Origin of the sequence: Novosphingobium pentaromativorans US6-1 (assembly GCF_000767465.1) — a bacterium.
In the GTDB taxonomy this organism is placed as follows: domain Bacteria; phylum Pseudomonadota; class Alphaproteobacteria; order Sphingomonadales; family Sphingomonadaceae; genus Novosphingobium; species Novosphingobium pentaromativorans.
In genome coordinates this window covers 3062373-3080384 of the sequence record NZ_CP009291.1, presented here as the reverse complement: position 1 = coordinate 3080384, position 18012 = coordinate 3062373, and the positions used below count along the sequence as shown (strand labels likewise).

Annotated in this window: 18 protein-coding genes and 1 tRNA gene; 12 read left to right on the top strand and 7 right to left on the bottom strand. The window is 62.6% G+C overall.

The window, feature by feature from the left end; genetic code table 11:
* Window positions 1–53: 53 nt before the first annotated feature.
* Window positions 54–1424 carry a mechanosensitive ion channel family protein gene (locus JI59_RS14280; protein ID WP_007011992.1) on the bottom strand — a complete coding sequence of 457 codons (1371 nt, stop codon included), beginning with the start codon at window positions 1422–1424 and terminating at the stop codon, window positions 54–56.
* A 102-nt stretch (window positions 1425–1526) separates the two neighbouring features.
* Here JI59_RS14280 and otsB point away from each other — a divergent pair, with 102 nt between their 5' ends.
* The 4 genes from otsB (at window position 1527) to JI59_RS14260 (ending at window position 6152) form a co-directional block, all read left to right on the top strand.
* Complete coding sequence (gene otsB / locus JI59_RS14275; protein ID WP_038576232.1) at window positions 1527–2396, top strand: trehalose-phosphatase; 870 nt, start codon at window positions 1527–1529, stop codon at window positions 2394–2396.
* Window positions 2393–4207 (top strand): glycoside hydrolase family 15 protein, encoded by a 1815-nt coding sequence (locus JI59_RS14270; RefSeq protein WP_007011994.1) that lies wholly within the window; start codon window positions 2393–2395, stop codon window positions 4205–4207. Before otsB ends, JI59_RS14270 begins: the two co-directional genes overlap by 4 nt.
* 48 nt (window positions 4208–4255) lie before the next feature.
* Complete coding sequence (otsA, locus tag JI59_RS14265; RefSeq protein ID WP_007011995.1) at window positions 4256–5677, top strand: alpha,alpha-trehalose-phosphate synthase (UDP-forming); 1422 nt, start codon at window positions 4256–4258, stop codon at window positions 5675–5677.
* 214 nt (window positions 5678–5891) lie between these two features.
* Window positions 5892–6152 carry a hypothetical protein gene (locus tag JI59_RS14260; RefSeq protein ID WP_081473933.1) on the top strand — a complete coding sequence of 87 codons (261 nt, stop codon included), beginning with the start codon at window positions 5892–5894 and terminating at the stop codon, window positions 6150–6152.
* Between the two features lie 60 nt (window positions 6153–6212).
* Here JI59_RS14260 and JI59_RS14255 read toward each other — a convergent pair whose 3' ends face one another.
* Complete coding sequence (locus JI59_RS14255) at window positions 6213–7226, bottom strand: SDR family NAD(P)-dependent oxidoreductase (protein ID WP_007011997.1); 1014 nt, start codon at window positions 7224–7226, stop codon at window positions 6213–6215.
* A 201-nt stretch (window positions 7227–7427) separates the two neighbouring features.
* Between JI59_RS14255 and galE the strand changes: the two genes are divergently transcribed.
* A complete protein-coding gene (gene galE, locus JI59_RS14250; protein ID WP_007011998.1) occupies window positions 7428–8432 on the top strand; it encodes a UDP-glucose 4-epimerase GalE in 1005 nt (334 codons plus the stop codon).
* Between the two features lie 716 nt (window positions 8433–9148).
* A tRNA-Thr gene (locus JI59_RS14245) sits at window positions 9149–9224 on the top strand.
* A 116-nt stretch (window positions 9225–9340) separates the two neighbouring features.
* On the opposite strand, the gene JI59_RS14240 is transcribed toward JI59_RS14245, so the two are convergent.
* Window positions 9341–9919: a DnaJ domain-containing protein gene (locus JI59_RS14240; protein ID WP_007012000.1), complete on the bottom strand. Its 579-nt coding sequence runs from the start codon at window positions 9917–9919 to the stop codon at window positions 9341–9343.
* 405 nt (window positions 9920–10324) lie between these two features.
* Here JI59_RS14240 and JI59_RS14235 point away from each other — a divergent pair, with 405 nt between their 5' ends.
* Window positions 10325–10588, top strand: a complete 264-nt coding sequence (locus JI59_RS14235; RefSeq protein ID WP_007012001.1) for a GlsB/YeaQ/YmgE family stress response membrane protein — start codon at window positions 10325–10327, stop codon at window positions 10586–10588.
* Window positions 10589–10811: 223 nt separating this feature from the next.
* On the top strand, window positions 10812–11021 hold the full coding sequence (locus JI59_RS14230; protein ID WP_007012002.1) for a hypothetical protein: 210 nt from the start codon (window positions 10812–10814) through the stop codon (window positions 11019–11021).
* A 7-nt stretch (window positions 11022–11028) separates the two neighbouring features.
* Here JI59_RS14230 and JI59_RS14225 read toward each other — a convergent pair whose 3' ends face one another.
* On the bottom strand, window positions 11029–11520 hold the full coding sequence (locus JI59_RS14225; protein ID WP_038576228.1) for a hypothetical protein: 492 nt from the start codon (window positions 11518–11520) through the stop codon (window positions 11029–11031).
* A 23-nt stretch (window positions 11521–11543) separates the two neighbouring features.
* Here JI59_RS14225 and JI59_RS14215 point away from each other — a divergent pair.
* Window positions 11544–12715, top strand: a protein-coding gene (locus JI59_RS14215) for an IS3 family transposase (RefSeq protein WP_085997526.1) whose coding sequence is annotated in 2 segments (ribosomal slippage) — window positions 11544–11808 and window positions 11808–12715 — 1173 coding nt in all. Because the reading frame shifts where the segments join, the coding sequence is not laid out codon by codon here.
* Between the two features lie 22 nt (window positions 12716–12737).
* On the opposite strand, the gene JI59_RS25665 is transcribed toward JI59_RS14215, so the two are convergent.
* From JI59_RS25665 to JI59_RS14200, 3 genes are all read right to left on the bottom strand, one after another.
* Window positions 12738–13505: an acyltransferase family protein gene (locus JI59_RS25665; RefSeq protein WP_052117898.1), complete on the bottom strand. Its 768-nt coding sequence runs from the start codon at window positions 13503–13505 to the stop codon at window positions 12738–12740.
* 193 nt (window positions 13506–13698) lie between these two features.
* Window positions 13699–14007: a hypothetical protein gene (locus JI59_RS14205; protein ID WP_007012004.1), complete on the bottom strand. Its 309-nt coding sequence runs from the start codon at window positions 14005–14007 to the stop codon at window positions 13699–13701.
* A complete protein-coding gene (locus JI59_RS14200; RefSeq protein WP_239000567.1) occupies window positions 13998–14402 on the bottom strand; it encodes a hypothetical protein in 405 nt (134 codons plus the stop codon). Before JI59_RS14200 ends, JI59_RS14205 begins: the two co-directional genes overlap by 10 nt.
* A gap of 341 nt (window positions 14403–14743) precedes the next feature.
* On the opposite strand from JI59_RS14200, the gene JI59_RS14195 reads away from it, so the two are divergent.
* From JI59_RS14195 to JI59_RS14185, 3 genes are read left to right on the top strand one after another with little or no spacing between them, the layout of a single operon-like run.
* Window positions 14744–15487, top strand: a complete 744-nt coding sequence (locus JI59_RS14195) for a class I SAM-dependent methyltransferase (RefSeq protein WP_239000566.1) — start codon at window positions 14744–14746, stop codon at window positions 15485–15487.
* On the top strand, window positions 15484–16476 hold the full coding sequence (locus JI59_RS14190) for an NAD-dependent epimerase/dehydratase family protein (RefSeq protein ID WP_007012007.1): 993 nt from the start codon (window positions 15484–15486) through the stop codon (window positions 16474–16476). Before JI59_RS14195 ends, JI59_RS14190 begins: the two co-directional genes overlap by 4 nt.
* Entirely contained in the window at window positions 16473–17738 is a 1266-nt protein-coding gene (locus JI59_RS14185; protein WP_007012008.1) for a lipopolysaccharide biosynthesis protein, read from the top strand. Before JI59_RS14190 ends, JI59_RS14185 begins: the two co-directional genes overlap by 4 nt.
* Window positions 17739–18012: the final 274 nt, after the last annotated feature.

Sequence of the window (18012 nt, the reverse complement as noted above, 5' to 3'; positions counted from 1 at the left end):
CCTTGCGCAAGGAAAGATCCGGTAAACTACTCAGCGGCGCACTCAAGCGTCATTTAATCCATCGACAATGGAGCCAACCGTCCCCGCAACGGCTCACCCAACCCCGCAAGGTCGCGCCCGCTGGGATGCTGAAACAAACGCAGGCCGAATTGCGGCAGGATTGCAAGAAGATGGTCGAAGATATCGCCCTGGATGCTCTCGTATTCGCCCCAGTCGACGGTATCGGTGAAGCAGTAGATCTCCAGCGGCAGGCCCTTTTCGGTCGGAGCAAGCTGGCGAACCATCAGCGTGCCGCGCCTGGCGATGCGCGGGTGCGCTTCGAGGTAGGCAAGCATGTAGGCGCGGAAGGTGCCGACATTGGTCGGACGGCGGCGGTTGACCGGGCGGTCGTCCTCCCCCTCGCGCACGGCATTTTGCGCGTTCCACTCGGCCAGCTCCTTGTCCTTGGCGGCCATGTAGGGCTCAAGCAGCATGAAACAGCGCAAGTCCTCCCACTGCTCGCGGCTCAGGAAATCGATGGTGGTCTGGTCGATCAGCAGCGAACGCATGATCCGCCTGCCGCCCCATTCGCGCATGAATCGCCAGTTGCGGTAGGAATCGGAGATCAGCTTGTGCGTCGGGATCGTCGTGACGGTCTTGTCGAAGTTCTGCACTTTCACGGTGTGCAGCGCGATATCGATCACGTCGCCGTCGGCATTGAGCTGCGGCATCTCGATCCAGTCGCCCACGCGCAGCATGTCGTTGGAGCGCAGCTGTACCGAAGCCACGAGCGAGAGGATCGTGTCGCGGAAAATCAACATGATCACCGCGGCAAGCGCGCCCAGACCGGACAGCAGGAGTAGCGGCGACTGGCCGATCAGCGCCGCGACAATCAGGATCGCGGCGGCGGCATAGATCAGGATCTTCGCGACCTGCAGATAGCCCTTGATCGGCCGGCTCGCCGCCTCGGGCTTCAGTTCATAGGCATCGTTGGCCAGTTCGAGCAGATCGCACAGCGCGCGCGCGAGGGTAAAGATGATGAAGGCCTGCGAGAGGACCTGCACCAGCACGACTGCCTGCGGCGGCAGGCCCGCGATCACGGCAATCCCCTGATGCAGGATGACCGCCGGCACCACGTTGGCGAGGTGGGTGACGAGCTTGCGCACGTCGTTCGCCTCGTTGCGCAGCGGGGTGCGCGCGATCATCATCGTCACCGGCCGCACGACCAGCTTCTTGGCCAGCCAGTTGGCGAACCAGGCGACCAGCAGGATACCGGCCAGCGAGACAAGCGCATAGGCGGCCGGCTGACCGGCAAAGAACGTAGTGATGGAATCGAGCGTCTGGATCGGTGCCTCCCCGCGTGCCTCTGGCATGGAGTGATAGAAGAACCGGAACGGCAGCGCCCGGTTCGCAGCGCGCGGACAATGGCGACCGCGACCCGGCATTTCAACCGGGGAACCGGCCTTTCACCCGATCGTTGCTGCAAAGCGGCATTTTTGCGGAGCTGGGGGTTGGCCTGTGTGCCAGATGATGCAAAGGTCATTGCGATGACAGACGAAAGCGACAGCCTGAAGCTGGCGCTGCGCGGATCGTCTCCCGACGACCTGTCCCAGCCGCCCCCCTTGCGCCTTCCCTCGAAGGCCGCCCTTTTCCTCGATTTCGACGGAACCCTCGTCGATATCGCCGCCCATCCCGACCATGTCGAGGTCGCCAGGGCCCTGCCCGGCCTGATCGAGGCGCTGGGCGAACAACTCGAAGGCCGCCTCGCCTTGGTCAGCGGCCGCGCGCTCGAGGCGCTGGACCGCCTGCTGGGTCCGGTCGACGTTGCGATGGCCGGCTCCCACGGCGGCGAGTTTCGTCCTTGCCGCAATGCCGAAATCCACCCGCTCGCCGATCCGCTGCCCGAAACGATCGCCCGCCCGCTCGGCGCTTTCGCCCGGGACAACGGCGAACTGCTGGTCGAGCACAAGCCTTTCTCGATGGCGGTGCACTATCGCGGGCAGCCGGAAATGCGCGCGCCGCTCCTCGCCCTGGCGCAAGATCTGGCAGAGGCCCATGGCGCCGGCGTCAAGGACGGCAAGATGGTCGTCGAAGTGGTCATGCCCGGATCGGACAAGGGCAGCGCCGTCGCGCGCTTCATGGACATGCCGCGCTTTGCCGGTTCGACCCCCTATTTCATCGGCGACGACGTGACCGACGAAGATGCCTTCAAGGCCGTCACCGCAATGGGCGGCGAAGGCATCCTGGTCGGCCCGATGCGTCAAACGGCGGCCTGTTGGCGGCTCGAAAGCGTCGAGGAGGTCCACGCGTGGCTCACCCGCGCCCTCGCCGACGCCGACGCCGACGCCCCGGCCGGTGCAGCCGGAAAGTCACCCGATACCGAAAATGCAGGCCAAGCAGGAGAACGCCCCGAATGAGCTCGCTGGAACTGTGGCCGATCGGCAATTGCCAGGTCAGCGGTCTGATCGACGAATCCGGCGCCATCGTCTGGGGCTGCGTCCCGCGCGTCGACGGCGACCCGACCTTCTGCGCGCTGCTGCGCGGTGACGATGGGCAGGACGCGGGCACCTGGCGCTTCGAGCTGGAGGAGCAGGTCTCCATCAGCCAGCACTACATGCGCAATACGCCGATCCTGGTAACGCGGCTGGAGGACGTTCACGGCGGCGTCGTCGAAGTGATCGACTTCTGCCCGCGATTCCAGCGCTCGGGGCGCACCTACCGCCCGGTGGCCTATGCCCGCATCGTGCGCCCGGTCCACGGCTCGCCGCGCATCAAGGTCGTGCTCACGCCGATGAGCGGCTACGGCGCCCAGCTGGCCCACATAACCCATGGCTCCAACCACATCCGCTACCTGGTCGAACGCAACACCCTGCGCCTGACCACGGATGCGCCCATCGGCTATGTCCTCGACGAGCGCTACTTCCGCCTCGAACGGCCGATGCACTTCTTCCTCGGCCCGGACGAACCCTTTGCCGGAAATGTCCAGCATGAGCTGGAAACCATGTGCCAGCTGACCGAGGCCTACTGGGCCAACTGGGTGCGCGGCCTTGCCACCCCGATGGACTGGCAGGATGCGGTGATCCGCGCCGCGATCACCCTCAAGCTGTGCCAGCACGAGGAAACCGGCGCGATCGTCGCCGCCCTCACCACGTCGATTCCCGAAGCGCCGAACACCCAGCGCAACTGGGACTACCGCTACTGCTGGATCCGCGACGCCTATTACACGGTGCAGGCGCTCAACCACCTGGGCGCGCTCGACGTGCTGGAGAAGTATCTCGCCTACTTGCGCAACATCGTCGACGATGCCGAGGGCGGCGCGATCCAGCCGCTCTACGCGGTCAGCGGCGCCAAGGAGATCATCGAGTGGGAGGCCAAGGATCTGTGCGGCTATCGCGGCATGGGCCCGGTGCGCGTGGGCAATGCCGCCTATTACCAGGTCCAGAACGACTGCTACGGCCAGATCGTCCTGCCATCGATCCAGGCTTTCTCCGACCGCCGGCTGCTGCGCATGGCGAACATGGACGATTTCGAAAGCCTCGAAGAAGTGGGCGAGATGGCGTGGAAGACCCACGACCAGCCCGACGCGGGTCTGTGGGAGCTGCGCACCCGCACCGCGGTCCATACTTATTCGAGCGTGATGAGCTGGGCCGCCTGCGACCGCCTTGCCAACGCCGCCCAGCATCTTGGCCTGGAAGACCGCCACAAGCTCTGGCGCGAGCGGGCCGACACGATCCGCAGGAACATCGACGAAGGCGCCTGGTACAAGCTGGAAGGCCCCGACCTCGACGATGGCGGCGCGGGCGGGTACTATGTCGCCAGTTTCGGCGGGGACCAGCTTGACGCCAGCCTGCTGCAGATGGTCGAGCTGCGTTTCGTCCATGCGGCCGATCCCAGGTTCCAGTCGACGCTGCAGGCGGTCCAGAAGTCCCTGCGCCGGGGCGAGCACATGCTGCGCTATGCCAACGAGGACGATTTCGGCCTGCCCGAGACGGCATTCAACATCTGCACCTTCTGGCTGATCGAGGCCCTGCACCGCAGCGGCCAGGACGAAGAAGCCCGGCGGCTGTTCGAGGCCATGCTCGGGCATCGCACCAAGTCGGGTCTTCTGTCGGAAGACATGGATTTCGAGACGAGCGAGCTGTGGGGGAACTTCCCCCAGACCTATTCGCTTGTCGGTATCATAAACTGCGCCGGGCAACTGTCGCGGTCTTGGCGGGACTGGCGCTGACGCGCCGGGGCCGAACGGCGCCAGAGGGCGTCACACGGGGATGGAAGTATGAGCAGGCTGATTGTCGTATCGAACCGGGTTTCGGTGCCCAAGGCGGCAGGTGCTGCGGGGGCGCAGGGCGGACTGGCGGTGGCGCTCAATTCGGCGCTGCGCGAACATCGCGGCATCTGGTTCGGCTGGTCGGGGCAGGAAACCGAGGAATTCACCGGTCACCTCAACATGCAGCGGATCAACGATGTCACGACCGCGACCATCGACCTGGAACCGCAGGACATCGACGAATACTACAACGGCTATGCCAATCGCACGCTCTGGCCCCTGTTCCACTACCGCATCGACCTGACCGAGTACGACCGCAGCTTCGGCGAGGGCTACGAACGCGTCAACGCCCGCTTCGCCACCAGCGTGATTCCCCTGATCGAACCTGACGACCTCGTGTGGGTGCACGACTATCACCTGCTCCCGCTCGGTTCGATGCTGCGGCGCAAGGGCATCAACAACCGCATGGGCATTTTCCTGCACACGCCCTGGCCCCCCACGCGCCTGCTGGTTTCCCTGCCCTTCCACGAGCGGCTGGTCGCCTCGATGCTCGAATACGACGTGATCGGTTTCCAGACTCAGGAGTGGCTGGAAAGCTTCATGCATTACGTCAGCAAGGAAATGGGCCTGCCGGTCAACGACGACGGGACGATCGAGTATCAGGGCCGCAAGATCCTGGCCAAGGCATTCCCGATCGGCGTCGATTACGACGAATTCGTCGAAGGCGCCCGAAGCGCCGAGGCCCAGGAAGCCTATGACCGGCTCAAGGCCAGCATCCGCGGGCGCAAGCTGATGATCGGCGTGGACCGTCTCGACTACTCAAAGGGACTGGGCGAGAGATTCGAAAGCTTCGGCCGCTTCCTGACCGACAACCCGGACCAGGCCGGCAATGTCGTGCTGCTGCAGATCGCCCCGCCTTCGCGCGGAGACGTCGCCAGCTACCAGCAGATCCGCGAGGACCTGGAACGCAAGACCGGTCATATCAACGGCGCCCACGCCGATGTCGCCTTCGTACCGATCCGCTACGTGAACCGCGGCTATCCGCGCAGCCACCTGGCCGGGTTCTATCGCGCTGCGAACATCGGACTCGTCACGCCCCTGCGCGACGGCATGAACCTGGTCGCCAAGGAATACGTTGCAGCGCAGGACCCGGAAGATCCCGGAGTCCTGATCCTCTCGCAGTTCGCCGGCGCTGCCCAGCAGCTGACCGAGGCACTGCTGGTCAATCCGCACTCGATCGAGCACGTCAGCGAGGCGATCAAGCGCGCGCTCGACATGCCGCTGAGCGAACGCAAGCAGCGCCATGCCAAGCTGCTTGCCTCGGTTCGCGACGAAGACGTCCTGCGCTGGCGCGAGGACTTCGTTGCCGCCCTCTTCGGGCAGGCCGACGGCAATGGCACCAACGGCGACAAGGTCGATGAGGCCGCCTGACCGCCAGTTACAGTGCAGCGGCAGGCCCTCCTGCCTTCAGCCTGCCGCGCGCGCCGCCTTGCCCATCACGATTTCGACACACGAGTGAAACCGAATTGACCTCAAGAGCGATTATCCTCTCGCAACATGGATGACGGGAATCGGGCAGGCCATAACACCCGGCCCGAAGCCGCCAAGAAACGAGAGGGCCCGGTCGACGGGCAGAGTGCAGGCAATGAATACAATTGTTTACGGCGAATGTGTTCACTCGGGCGCGTGCGCAAGCGTGCGGATCTCCAGCCTCGCCGATTCGGGCTGCGACCTCGAAATCGAAGCTCCCGCGGCCCTTGACGACGGGGAGTGTACCTTGTGGATCGGCGCCATCGGCCCCTTCCCCGCCACCGCCATCCGCAAGACCGCCCGCCAGCTGCTCCTGCGGTTCAAGGAGCCGCTGGATCGCAAGATCGTCGCGCACTTCAACTGCGCCATAGCCTGACTGATCGGCCCCGGGTGGCTACCCGCCCGGGACGTCAGCCCTCGCTTCATCGATCTGCAGTCAGACGTCCAGATACCCCCGGTACCATTCCACGAAGCGCGGCACGCCGATCTCGATCGGCGTTGTCGGCGCGTACCCGGTGTCGCGGGTCAGCGCGTCGATGTTGGCGTAAGTGGCCGGGACGTCACCCGGCTGCATCGGCAGCAGGTTGAGTTCGGCCTTCACGCCGCAGGCATCTTCCAGCACTTCGATGAGGCGCATCAGGCGTTCGCTGCGGTTGTTGCCGATGTTGTAGAGGGCGTGCGGCTTGACGCTGCCGCCAGCCTTTTCCCGGCCGTCGTCCACTGGCGGACGGTCGAGGCAGGCCAGGACGCCGCCGACGATATCGTCGATATACGTGAAGTCGCGCTGCATCTCGCCGTGGTTGTAGACGTCTATCGGACGGCCGGAGAGCATGCGCTCGGTGAACTTCCACATGGCCATGTCGGGACGGCCCCAGGGACCATAGACCGTAAAGAAGCGCAGGCCGGTCAACGGAATGCGGAACAGGTGAGCGTAAGTCTCGCTCATCAGTTCGTCCGCCTTCTTGGTGGCGGCGTAGAGCGAGACCGGGTGATCCGCGCGGTCCTCCACTGCGAAGGGCAGCTTTTCATTGCCGCCATAGACCGAACTGGAGCTGGCATAGACCATGTGCCCGACCTGCCGGGCGCGGGCGATCTCCAGCATGTTGACGTGGCCCGCCAGGTTCGAGGCGACATAGGCCTGCGGGTTTTCCAGCGAGTAACGCACGCCCGCCTGCGCGCCCAGATGCACGATCAGACCGAAATCATGTGGCGCGAGCGCGGCCTGCGTGGCCTCCATGTCGGCAAAGTCGAGCGTGTGGAACGTGAAGAGATTGCCGAACCGCGCGACAAGACGATCGCGGCGGGCCTCTTTCAGGGAGACCTGATAGTAGTCGTTCATCGAATCGATGCCGATCACCGGCTGCCCGCGCGCCATCAATGCTTCTGCCACCGCGGCACCGATGAAGCCGGCCGCGCCGGTGACAAGGACCGTCGGGTATTGCGAAACCATGCATGCTCCCATCTTGAAATGCGCAGCCGCGCCGGGCCGGGACCTGATCGGGGTGGATGACCGGGACGGAATGCCCCGTAGCGGACGCATCTCCCACTAGGCGTTTGACGCGTTGCAACATGGACCATATGCCATGGCCCGCAAGCCATAAAGTTCAATCTCGATCGTCTCGACCGACATCAATCTCCGGACAGCCCGAACATGACCCAGAAACTCCCCGTCCTCGTCACCGGCGGCGCTGGCTACATCGGCAGCCACGCCGTGCTCGCCCTCGTCGATGCCGGCTGGCCGGTCGCCGTGATCGACAATCTGACGACGGGCTTCCGCTTCGCCATTCCCGAAGGCGTGGCCTTTTATGAAGGGGATATCGAGGACGGCGAACTGCTTGCCAGGATCTTCGCCGAACAGGGTACCAAGGCAATCATGCATTTCGCCGGGTCGATCATCGTACCGGAATCGGTGGAGAACCCGCTCAAGTACTATCACAACAACACGGCCAAGAGCCGCGCGCTGATGGACGCGGCAGTCAAGGCCGGTGTGCCGCATTTCATCTTCAGCTCGACCGCCGCGACCTATGGCATCCCCGAAGTCTCGCCGGTGACAGAGGACAGCCCCAAGACGCCGATCAATCCTTACGGCATGTCCAAGCTGATGACCGAGATCATGCTGGGCGACGTCGCCAAAGCGCACCCGTTCAACTATTGCGCGCTACGCTACTTCAACGTGGCGGGCGCCGATCCGCAGGCGCGTACCGGCCAGTCGACCGCCGGGGCCACGCACCTCATCAAGGTTGCCGTAGAAGCCGCGCTCGGCAAACGCAGCCACGTCGCGGTCTTTGGAACCGACTTCGACACGCCGGACGGCACGGGCGTGCGCGACTACATTCACGTATCGGACCTTGCCAATGCCCACGTCCTTGCGCTCGAGGCGCTGATTGCGCAGCCCGAACGCTCGCTGACGATGAATTGCGGCTACGGCCAGGGCTTCTCCGTGCTCGACGTGCTCGATGCCGTCGACCGCGTGACCAACCGGACTATCGAGCGGCGCATGGAAGGCCGCCGCTCCGGCGATCCGGACTCGCTGATTTCGGACAACCGGCGGATCAAGGCCACCCTGCCCTGGCAGCCCCGCTATGCCGACCTGCCCACGATCGTCGAACATGCCCTGGCATGGGAGCGTCGACTGACCGAGATCCGCAGCGAGTAACCGCCCACGGTGGCATGAACGCGTCGCCCCGGAACACTGGCCGGCGCGCGCTGCTGCATGCGAGCGCTTACGAAGCTCGAACCGGAAAGCCTTGGCGAGCGCGGCCGACTGAAGCGCTCCGGCGTTCTGCGCCTGGACGAGGCACAATCGAGCTCGCCGCATTCCGAAGTCCCATAAGCAAGAGCTGCATCGCTGCCGACGAAGTCGCGACCACCTCCCTGCACCCGACTGCCCAAATGATGGATGGCTGTGGGCGGCCGCGGAACCTTATCGACGATTCGCACCTGCCCTGGTTTGAGGCAGTCCCGGGACTGTAATATTTCCGTTTTACTTACCGCCCCGGTAACACTATTACGCGCATCAGCAGCGCTCGGATAGATTCGTTCCAATCCGAGCCCTCCGGGACATGTCCCGCGAGACCAGTCATTCACGAGGTGACCGTTCCCGTCGCCCAACCTGCCGCAAGGCAGGAGCAGCAGCGGGAACGCGGAACGGGAACGGGAGGGAAGTGTCCCTCTCTCCCGGTCCCGTTCCGCATTTCCGCCAAGCGACCGGTCGCTGCCGGGACACACCCGATGCTGGCCGGGCCCGCAGAGGCTTTCATCACAAAAAGCGCTATCCCGAAACGATATCGCAAACCCTCTTGCACGAACCCATTCGCCCCGGTAAAGGCCGCCCCCTGTCCCGGGTCCGAACCATGTCGAACCCTCGGGCATGCCGCAGTAGCTCAGCTGGTAGAGCACGACATTCGTAATGTTGGGGTCGGGGGTTCGAGTCCCTTCTGCGGCACCATTTTCCTAATGATGCTTTGCCAAGGAAGGCTGCTAGTTGGCGGCGAAAGACACTGAGCCTTTGGGGCGGAACTGAGGCTTGCTCAGCTTCATCTGGACACAAGTGTCACAAGATCCCTATTGGCCGGGAAGATCGACAGGCGCTGCTAGAAATCTTCCGGCTGGCCTGCGTTCATGCATGGAAATAACGTGGTCGACACCTTCTACGGTAATGACCAACATTCCCTGTTCATTCATATTTATGAGTCCTTTTGACTTAAGGTACCAAATATGAAAGTCCAATAAATTGTCTGACAACCTGAATGAATTCTGAATGTGGAAGCCATACACGCCGCAGTCCAGAGCATTTTCCCTTCGCTTCTTATAAAGCAACAGCAAGATGTTCCGCTGCATATCCGCATCGGATTGCGCGACCATTTCATCGACGTCGACGTTGAAGCGGCTCTGGGCTTGCGAAATCCCAGTATCCATTTTGGCTTGGTACAAGGCATCGTATTCAGCCCGCTTGTCCGGCCTTTTCAGTACATTATAGGCCTCGACAATTTGCTTGAACAAAGCCGCGTCTGCGGTTCTCGGGTGATCAGGATGATATTTCTTGGCCAAATGCCGGTAGGAAAGAGAGATGACCTCGACTTCACAACAGCGATTGACCTGGAGCAGCTGATAATAATCGATGAAATCATCCTCAACCCGCATATCACCCCCAATTTGAACGACCCGTCAATCGAATGGCCAAAGCGTCGCAATCGAAAGACACCAAAGGCCCTGCCGGAACGACCGAACCCACATTGATGTCCTGCCAGTCTGGTTAAGTTGACTGGCACTGCTTTTGGTTATGACCGGAAAATATCAGTTCGCAATCACTCCCGGTACATCCATTGCTTTTCCCTATCCGCAAAGGCGCTTCGCGTTCATTTGCGGGCCACCCGCCCGCGCGCCTGCCCATCGAGATCGTCTGAAATGCGCTTTGCATGGCCGTAAGTTATCAGTCCTCGTCGCAACCTTGAGGCCAGCCGACGCGTTAATGCGCGAATGGGGGCAAGGCCGGCAAGATTGTGCGCCGGGATCGATCGCCCCCTCTGCAATCGAGAGGAGACCCCTATGGGATGGATAATTGCACTGATCGTTGGCGGCATCGCTGGTTGGCTTGCCAGCAAGGTCATGAACCGGGACGCCTCCATGGGCATTTTCTGGAATATCGTCGTCGGCTGCATCGGCTCGGTCATCGGCAATCTGATTGCGAACCAATTCGGCATCGTCGGCAGCGTTCAGCAATTTTCGATCGTCGGCCTGCTCGTCGCCTTCGTGGGCGCGATCATCCTGCTTGGCATCGTTAACCTGGTCCAGCGGGGCAAAGTTCGCTGAGAGCAAGTCCCGGCCTGCGGGTGGGGCCCCGAAGTCAACCAACAGCTTCGCAGGCCCGCCCGCCAGAGCCGAATTGCCCTGCCCAGGTCCGAGGCAGAATTCGCGAACAGCTAAACAGGACTACACATGAGCGTGGAAAATTTCTTGCATGCGATTTCAGGCAAGAAAGCCGTAATTCGAGAGAAGACTCCACAAGCGAACAATCCTGAGCATATTAAACAGAATGGAAGAGATTCGCGACGCGATCTATTATGAACAACTCGCCCGCTACGCGCGTCAGCTGGCCACCCGGCACGAGGATGCACTGGCAGCCCGGCATCTTCGCGAAACGGCACTCAAGCATGAACGCAAGGCCCGAAAGCTGCGCCGCGCCGAAGCCAGGTCCGCTGATGGAAACCACTCGCGAGTTCGCTGGGCCTTCTGGCGCGATTGATCCAGCGTCAGCCTGCCTGGACCTTCCCCCCTTGCCGTAAATGCCCCTGAACACGGTGCAGGAATGTACCCAGCGCCGATTGAAGCTGACGTTCGAACCCGAAGCTGAAGACACCCGCCAGCAGGTTGCACAGGACAATCGCGGCGATGACGGCGAGCAGCGGGTCCTGAATGGCCCGTTCGATCACGCCGAACAGGTAGCCTCCGGTGATCTGGTTCACGAGGTAGAGCGGGTAGGTCAGCAGGCCCACGGCCTTGGCCGCGCGTGCCCATCGGCGCGTCGTCCAAAACGGGAGCAGCACCCCGACACTGCCCAGAAGTATGGCTCCCGCCCAGGCGATCGCGGCGACATGGGCGTTCTGACCATACTCGACTACGCCTATGCTTGCCCGGGCAAAGAAGTAGACGACGACCATTCCGATCATGAAATTGATCACGTAGATGGCCAGGTTGCGCGCAATGACGTGGTGCTGGAAATCTGGACAGGGTGTTAAGCTCATCCCGACCTAAGGAATGGACGGGAATGAAGAAGACGAGAAAGCGCTACAGCGCGGAATTCAAGGCGAAAGTTGCGATGGAGGCGATCCGTGGTGAACTGACGCTGGCGGAACTGGCTGCGAAGCACGGCGTCCACCATACGATGATCGGGGGATGGAAGCGTCAGGCGGTGGACGGGATGGCCAGCCTGTTCGACGGCGGTGAGCAGGCGTCGAAGACGGAGACCGAAGCGGAAATCGAGAAGCTGCATGCCAAGATCGGGCAATTGCTGGTGGAGCGGGATTTTTTGGCGAAAGCCTCCGGTCGATGAGCGCGGGCCAGAGGCGATTGCTGATCGAGCCTGCTCACCAGCGCCTGTCGATCGCGGCGCAGTGCCGCCTGCTGTCGATCAGCCGGTCTTCCTATTATTATACGCCTGCGCCTCAGAGCGAGGAGACGCTGGCGCTGATGCGGGTAATCGACGAGACGTTCATGGACTGTCCGTGGTACGGCAGCCGGCAGATGGTGCGGCACCTGCAGCGGCTTGGTCATGCGGTGGGCCGCCGCCGGGTACGACGGCTGATGGCGCAGATGGGGCTGGCGGCGATCTACCAGCGCCCGCGCACGAGCGATCCGCACCCGGAGCATCGGATTTATCCCTATCTGCTGCGGGACATGAAGATCGAGCGGCCCAATCAGGTGTGGTGTGCGGACGTGACATATCTACCGATGCGCCGAGGCTTCCTCTATCTCGTTGCGATCATGGATTGGGCCACCCGCAAGGTGCTGGCCTGGCGATTGTCCAATACCATGGACGCGGCTTTTTGCGTCGAGGCTCTGGAGGATGCCATGGCCCGCTTTGGCAAGCCGGACATCTTCAACACCGATCAGGGCAGCCAGTTCACTTCGCAGGCCTTCACCGGCGTGCTGCGGGCGGCCGAAGTGAAAATCAGCATGGATGGCAAGGGGCGCTGGATGGACAACGTCTTCATCGAGCGCCTGTGGCGCTCGGTGAAGTACGAGTGCGTCTATCTGCACGCCTTCGAGACGGGTTCCGAACTGCGCGCAGGCCTGTCCCGCTGGTTCGCCTATTACAACCATCACCGGCCTCACTCACGCCTTGCAGGCAAAACCCCGGCAGAGGCATATGGGCAAATCGACGCTTCAGATCATGGGGGGCATGCCCCCCATGATCTGATCACCAGAATGGCGGCGTAAACAACAACCGGATGAGCTTAACTTAGCCGCAAACCTGTACAGGAAGGCGGGACCACCTCACAACGTCCTTGCCTGCGTGAACCTGATAGAGCGCCATGCCGACAAGGAAAAAGCAGTTCGTGGTGACCAGCGTGACGCTGAGTCGGTAGGATGCAGCGAGATCCGCGACGGCCTTTGTATCGAGCCCGAACGCGCCCGATGCGGCGAGCACTATGCCGATCCAGAAAACGAGATTGAAGCCGGTGATCGCCGATGTCAGCGCCGTCATCTGCGACAGTAGCCGGAACTTCATGGCGGCAAATATTAGGACATAGAAAAGAACTTCCGCCACCAGTGTCCATATCGCGCCATCGATCCACGGACCGAACGGGAAGAGCACCATGGAACGCATGAGGCGTCCCAGCGCTTCGAGCGGGGCCAGCACGCCTGCGATCATCACGACGGCTGCCGACAGGAGGGAAAAGGCCCAAAGCGCCGGAAGAATGCGCCTGGCCCGTCCGATCAGGAATTCGCCCGGGGTCTTGTCGCCGGCCGACATGACGATGACAAATCCCGAAATCACGAAGAAGATCGGCACGCCTACCCAGCCGATGCTCGCCCAGGGGATCGCTTCCTCGAATCGTGCGCCCGATTGCGCAACCGCGCCGATGCCTCCGGCCGCCGGTGTTTCCACCCAGGACAGGAACAGCAGGTGATAGAAAACCACGGCCTGTGCGGCCGCAAATCGGAGCAGGTCGAGTGTGGCAAACTCGCGTGGACGGGATGAACGCGAAGTTTGCTCTGCCACCATGTGCCGTCATTGCTCCTTGCCGCGTCATGACTGCACAGGTTCGCACCGCAGCCGCCCCTGCCCGCCCCTCGTCAGCGGTTACGCGAAGTTCAATGCGGCAAGACTATGCAATCTTTCCCGCGCCTTGAACGTCAATTCGGTATGACTGCGAAGACCAACCCGCTGTGGGCCCAATGACCCTTTAGGCTAGCATCTAAGGGGTAGGGACCGGAACTTCGCTGGCTTGCGAGGCCGGCACTTGCCCACAATCCACGACCTGGCCCAGGTTCTGGTAGAACCGGCAAAGGCGCAGGCCGGCGGCATGGATGCGGTCGCCCCATGCCTCCACCTCGTGGTTGTACATGTCGTTGGCCTTGGGATCGGTCAGGATGGCCGCCGTCGGCTTCGGCTTGGCTTGTGCCACCGCCTCGAGATCGAGCGGCGAAGGATAGAATTTCGGCGGCTCGGTCGACTTGCAGGCACTCAGGAACAACAAGGCAATGACAATGCTCTTCAGAGGCATAGTTGCTGGAATTCCTTCATGCCCTTCAGTTCTTCGGGCGAATAGGCATCGCGCAGCCGCGAGCAGTTCAACTTCAGGGTCGTGTCCGGAAGGCGCTCCACTTTCCCGGCGCTACTGGCAACCTGACGAGTGCCAGCCGGCGCGGGCGGCGCAGGTTCGGGCTCCGGCAGGCGCTTTTCAATGATCTTCGTGATCACCTGGTTGGCGCGATCCTCAGCCGTCTGTTCAACGGGATCGAGGGGAACCGTTGTCTTGGCCGGCGCTGGCGCGGGCGCGTTGCTCAAGGTCAGAATAGCCCACCCGCTGACCGCGAAAGCGATCACAGCCACCACAATTGCGACTCCTGCGGCAACCCTGGTAAGCAATGTGGACCATCCCTCCTTGGCCTGCGTCATGCAGAGCGGCACGGCTATCGTTTCCTGTTCGGACTCAATGCACTTGTGGACGTGCGAATAACCTCAAACGGCTTGCAGCGAAACCGTTTTCGGGCCGTGAGTTACGAAGATTTCGACGAACCGCTTCGACGCGCATGGCATCGACCGCAGAAGTCCGCAATTCAATCGTGCAAGACTATTGCTTGCAAATCCGTCGCTTGTGCCCAAACGTATTACTGCATGTAGCAAGATTGCCATTAGGTAAGCCGTCTGATTGAATGCTCTTGCGCATGGGTCGCCAAGATCGCAGGTTTCCTCTCCCGCAATCGGATTCAACCGAGATGAACAAGGTAGTGGCAGGAATGTCCGGCGGCATTACCGACGCGCCGGACATCGAAACATCCTCAGACAACTATGCATCCCGGTTCTGCGGCGAAGTGGGACAGTATCTGCTGGGCGTACAGGAACGGGGCCTCTTTGCCTTGATGGGCCAGCCTTCCGGATCCTCCGTTATCGACGTAGGCGGCGGTCATGCGCAATTGGCGCCGCCGATGGCCCGTGCCGGTTATGTGGTAACAGTCGCCGGCAGTGATGCAAGCTGCGGCCTGCGTCTCGCGCAGGAGCAAACCGATGCCCCGATCGATTTCGTGGCCTGCGACCTGAAGGCAATGCCTTTTGCGGACGGGCAGTTCAATGTCGTCACGAGCGTGCGTCTTATGGCGCATATCGACGACTGGCAGCTTCTGGTGAGCGAACTGTGTCGGGTAGCAGGAGAAGCCGTGATCATCGACTTTCCAATCTATTTCAGCCTCAACGCGCTGTCCCTGCTGGCCTTTCCGCTCAAGAAGCACATCGAAAAGAACACACGCACCTATCGGACCTTTTTCGGCAGAGAAGTGCGCAAGGCTTTTGCAGAACATGGTTTCAGGCAAACCCGAAGCTGGCGCCAGTTCGTGCTGCCCATGGCCCTGCACCGCGCCGGTCGGGGTAGCACGCTTTTGCAGCGGGTCGAGGAACTGATGCGCAAGGCAGGACTGACGAGGATTTTCGGCAACCCGGTGCTCGTTCGCTTCGATCGCGAGAGTTCGCAACAGGAGAATGCATGACTGCACCACGCACTGTCGCCATCACCGGCGCAACCGGCTTCACCGGTCAGGCGCTGGCCTTGCGCCTCGCGCGGGACGGACACCGGGTCCGGGCACTGGCACGGCCCGGCTCCGAACTGCCGGATCATGCGGGCATCGTGCGTATCGAAGGCGATCTGCTTGACACCGATGCGCTGGCGCGCCTTGTCGAAGGGGCCGACACCGTTTTCCACATCGCCGCGATGTTCCGCAAGGAAGGCCCCTACGAAGAATTCCTGTCCGTAAATTTCGAAGGCACGAAGGCCCTGGTCGCGGCATCCCGAGCCGCAGGCGTGCGCCGCTTCGTCGACTGCTCCACCATTGGGGTGCACGGCAGCGTCGCGGACAGTCCTTCGGACGAAACGGCCCCGTTCAGCCCGCGCGACCATTACCAGGAAACCAAGCTGATGTCCGAGGCATTCTGCCGCGAGGAAATGGCGCGCAGCGGGCTGGAAATCGTTATTATCCGGCCCTGCGCCATTTACGGTCCCGGCGACACCCGGATGCTCAAGATGTTCAAGATGGTCCGGCGCGGCACGTTCTTCTTCGCCGGCGACGGCTCGCCCAACTTCCATCCGGTCTATATCGACGATCTGGTCGAAGCTTTCGTCCTGGCCATGGACAACGAACAGGCCCCGGGCGAGACTTTCATCATCGGCGGACCACGCTATCTCCCCTTGCGCGACTATGTCGGCGCTGCGGCGCGCGTACTCGGGCGCAAGCCGCCCCTGCTGTACATCCCCTACCGCGCCATGTTCCATCTGGCGCGGCTGGTCGAGGCGATCTGCAAGCCGCTGGGCATCGAACCGCCGCTCCACCGCCGCCGCCTGTCCTTCTTCAAGCACAATCGCGCCTTTACCAGTGCCAAGGCGCAGCGGCTCATGGGCTACCGTCCCCGGATCGACATCGACGAAGGCTTCAGGCGGACCGTCGCATGGTACCGCGAGACCGGACTGCTGCCACCGAAATGAACATCCCTGAGGAAGGCCCTGTTGCCCGCGCCCGCTACCATCGGGCGCGCGGGATGATCCATTCACTGATACGCTCCAGGTCGATCCTCGCCAGCCTCGGCTTTGCCTTTGCCGGGGCGGCTTTCACTTTCGGCAACTTGCTGCTGGCGGGCGCCCTGCCCCCGGCCGCGTTCGGGCAGCTCTCCCTCTCGATTGCGGTCTACAACGTCTTCATCTGGCTCGCTCCGCTTGGGCTGGACCAGGTGCTGCTGCGCCGCCGGCTGGATCCGGGAGCCCGCCTCCTGCTGCGCGCTTTCCTTTCATGCAGCGGCATTGCCGCGATTGCCGCGATCGGGACCGTGCAGTTCTATGAACTCCCGGCCCTCTCAGGATTGCTGCTGGGTGCGGCGATCGTGGGTGGCGGAATGGCTATGGCAGCCAGCATGGGCCTGCGCCGTCACGACTGGACTGCCCTTCCGCTAGTTGCGACGAACGTCGCCAGCTGGGCACTGCTCTTCGCCGGAGGGCTTGGCCTCGTCCTCACGCTGGGGTCGGACCTGCCGGTCCTGCTGATCCTTGCGGCGGGCTGCGCCCTCGCAGCAGCCCTGAGCTGGTACGCCTTCATCCGCTACTGCGGCCTCGGCGACGAAAGGCCTGACAAGGTGCCGCGCGGCGAAGCCTTTTCGCTGATGGTGACGGCCGGCGCCGGATCGGTTCTCGTCCAGATCGAGCGCTTCGTGATCCCGCAAGTGCTCGATTTCCGGGCGCTCGCATTATTCGCCGTCATCGCCTCGGTCGCGATCTTCCCGTTCCGCCTGCTCCGATCAGGATCGAGCTTCGCCCTCACCCCGCGGCTTCGCGCTGCATCCCAGCGTGCAGAACGCCATGCGCTGCTGGCGCAGGAAACCCGTTCACTTGGGCTGACGATGGTCTTCGCCACTCTCGTGGTCGTCGCACTGGCGCCGATCGTCGCGACGATCTTCACCGGCGGACGATACGAACTCGACCGGCTGCTGGTGCTGGCCGCCTGCTTCAATGGCGCGGCCAAGCTGATCGAGGGCCTGCCGCGCGCAGCCGTGGTCGCCTGCGGCACTGCAGAGGAAATCCGCAAGCTGAGCTGGATGAACTGGCTGACCATCGCCGCCTGCCTGCTGGGCGCATGGATCGGCGCCCGCTGGGGCCTGGTGGGCCTGATCAGCGGAAGCGCCGTCGGCTGCCTCGCCAGCACGATAGCGCCGGCATCGCTCGCTCGCCATGCTCTATCGCGCGGCTTCGTAGAGTAGGCTGGCAGCCGTCCGGATCCGGTCGGCGGGCCGCGTGATCCGCGATCTCGGCGCGAACTGCGCTGCATTACGTTCAATCGAGCGGGTGCTGCCAACGATAGAGATGGAAGCCCCTGATGCCCGATTCTAGTCGCCGCGCCAGCCTGGTCCGTCCCTGTCGTCGGCTAACCCAGCGAGGTGCCGGAGCGTCCTCTGTCCGCCGAGCCGAAGCGGGCAGCGATGCTCCCATAAAGGGAAATTCGAGACGCCGACATAGCCTTGTGGATTAATTGAC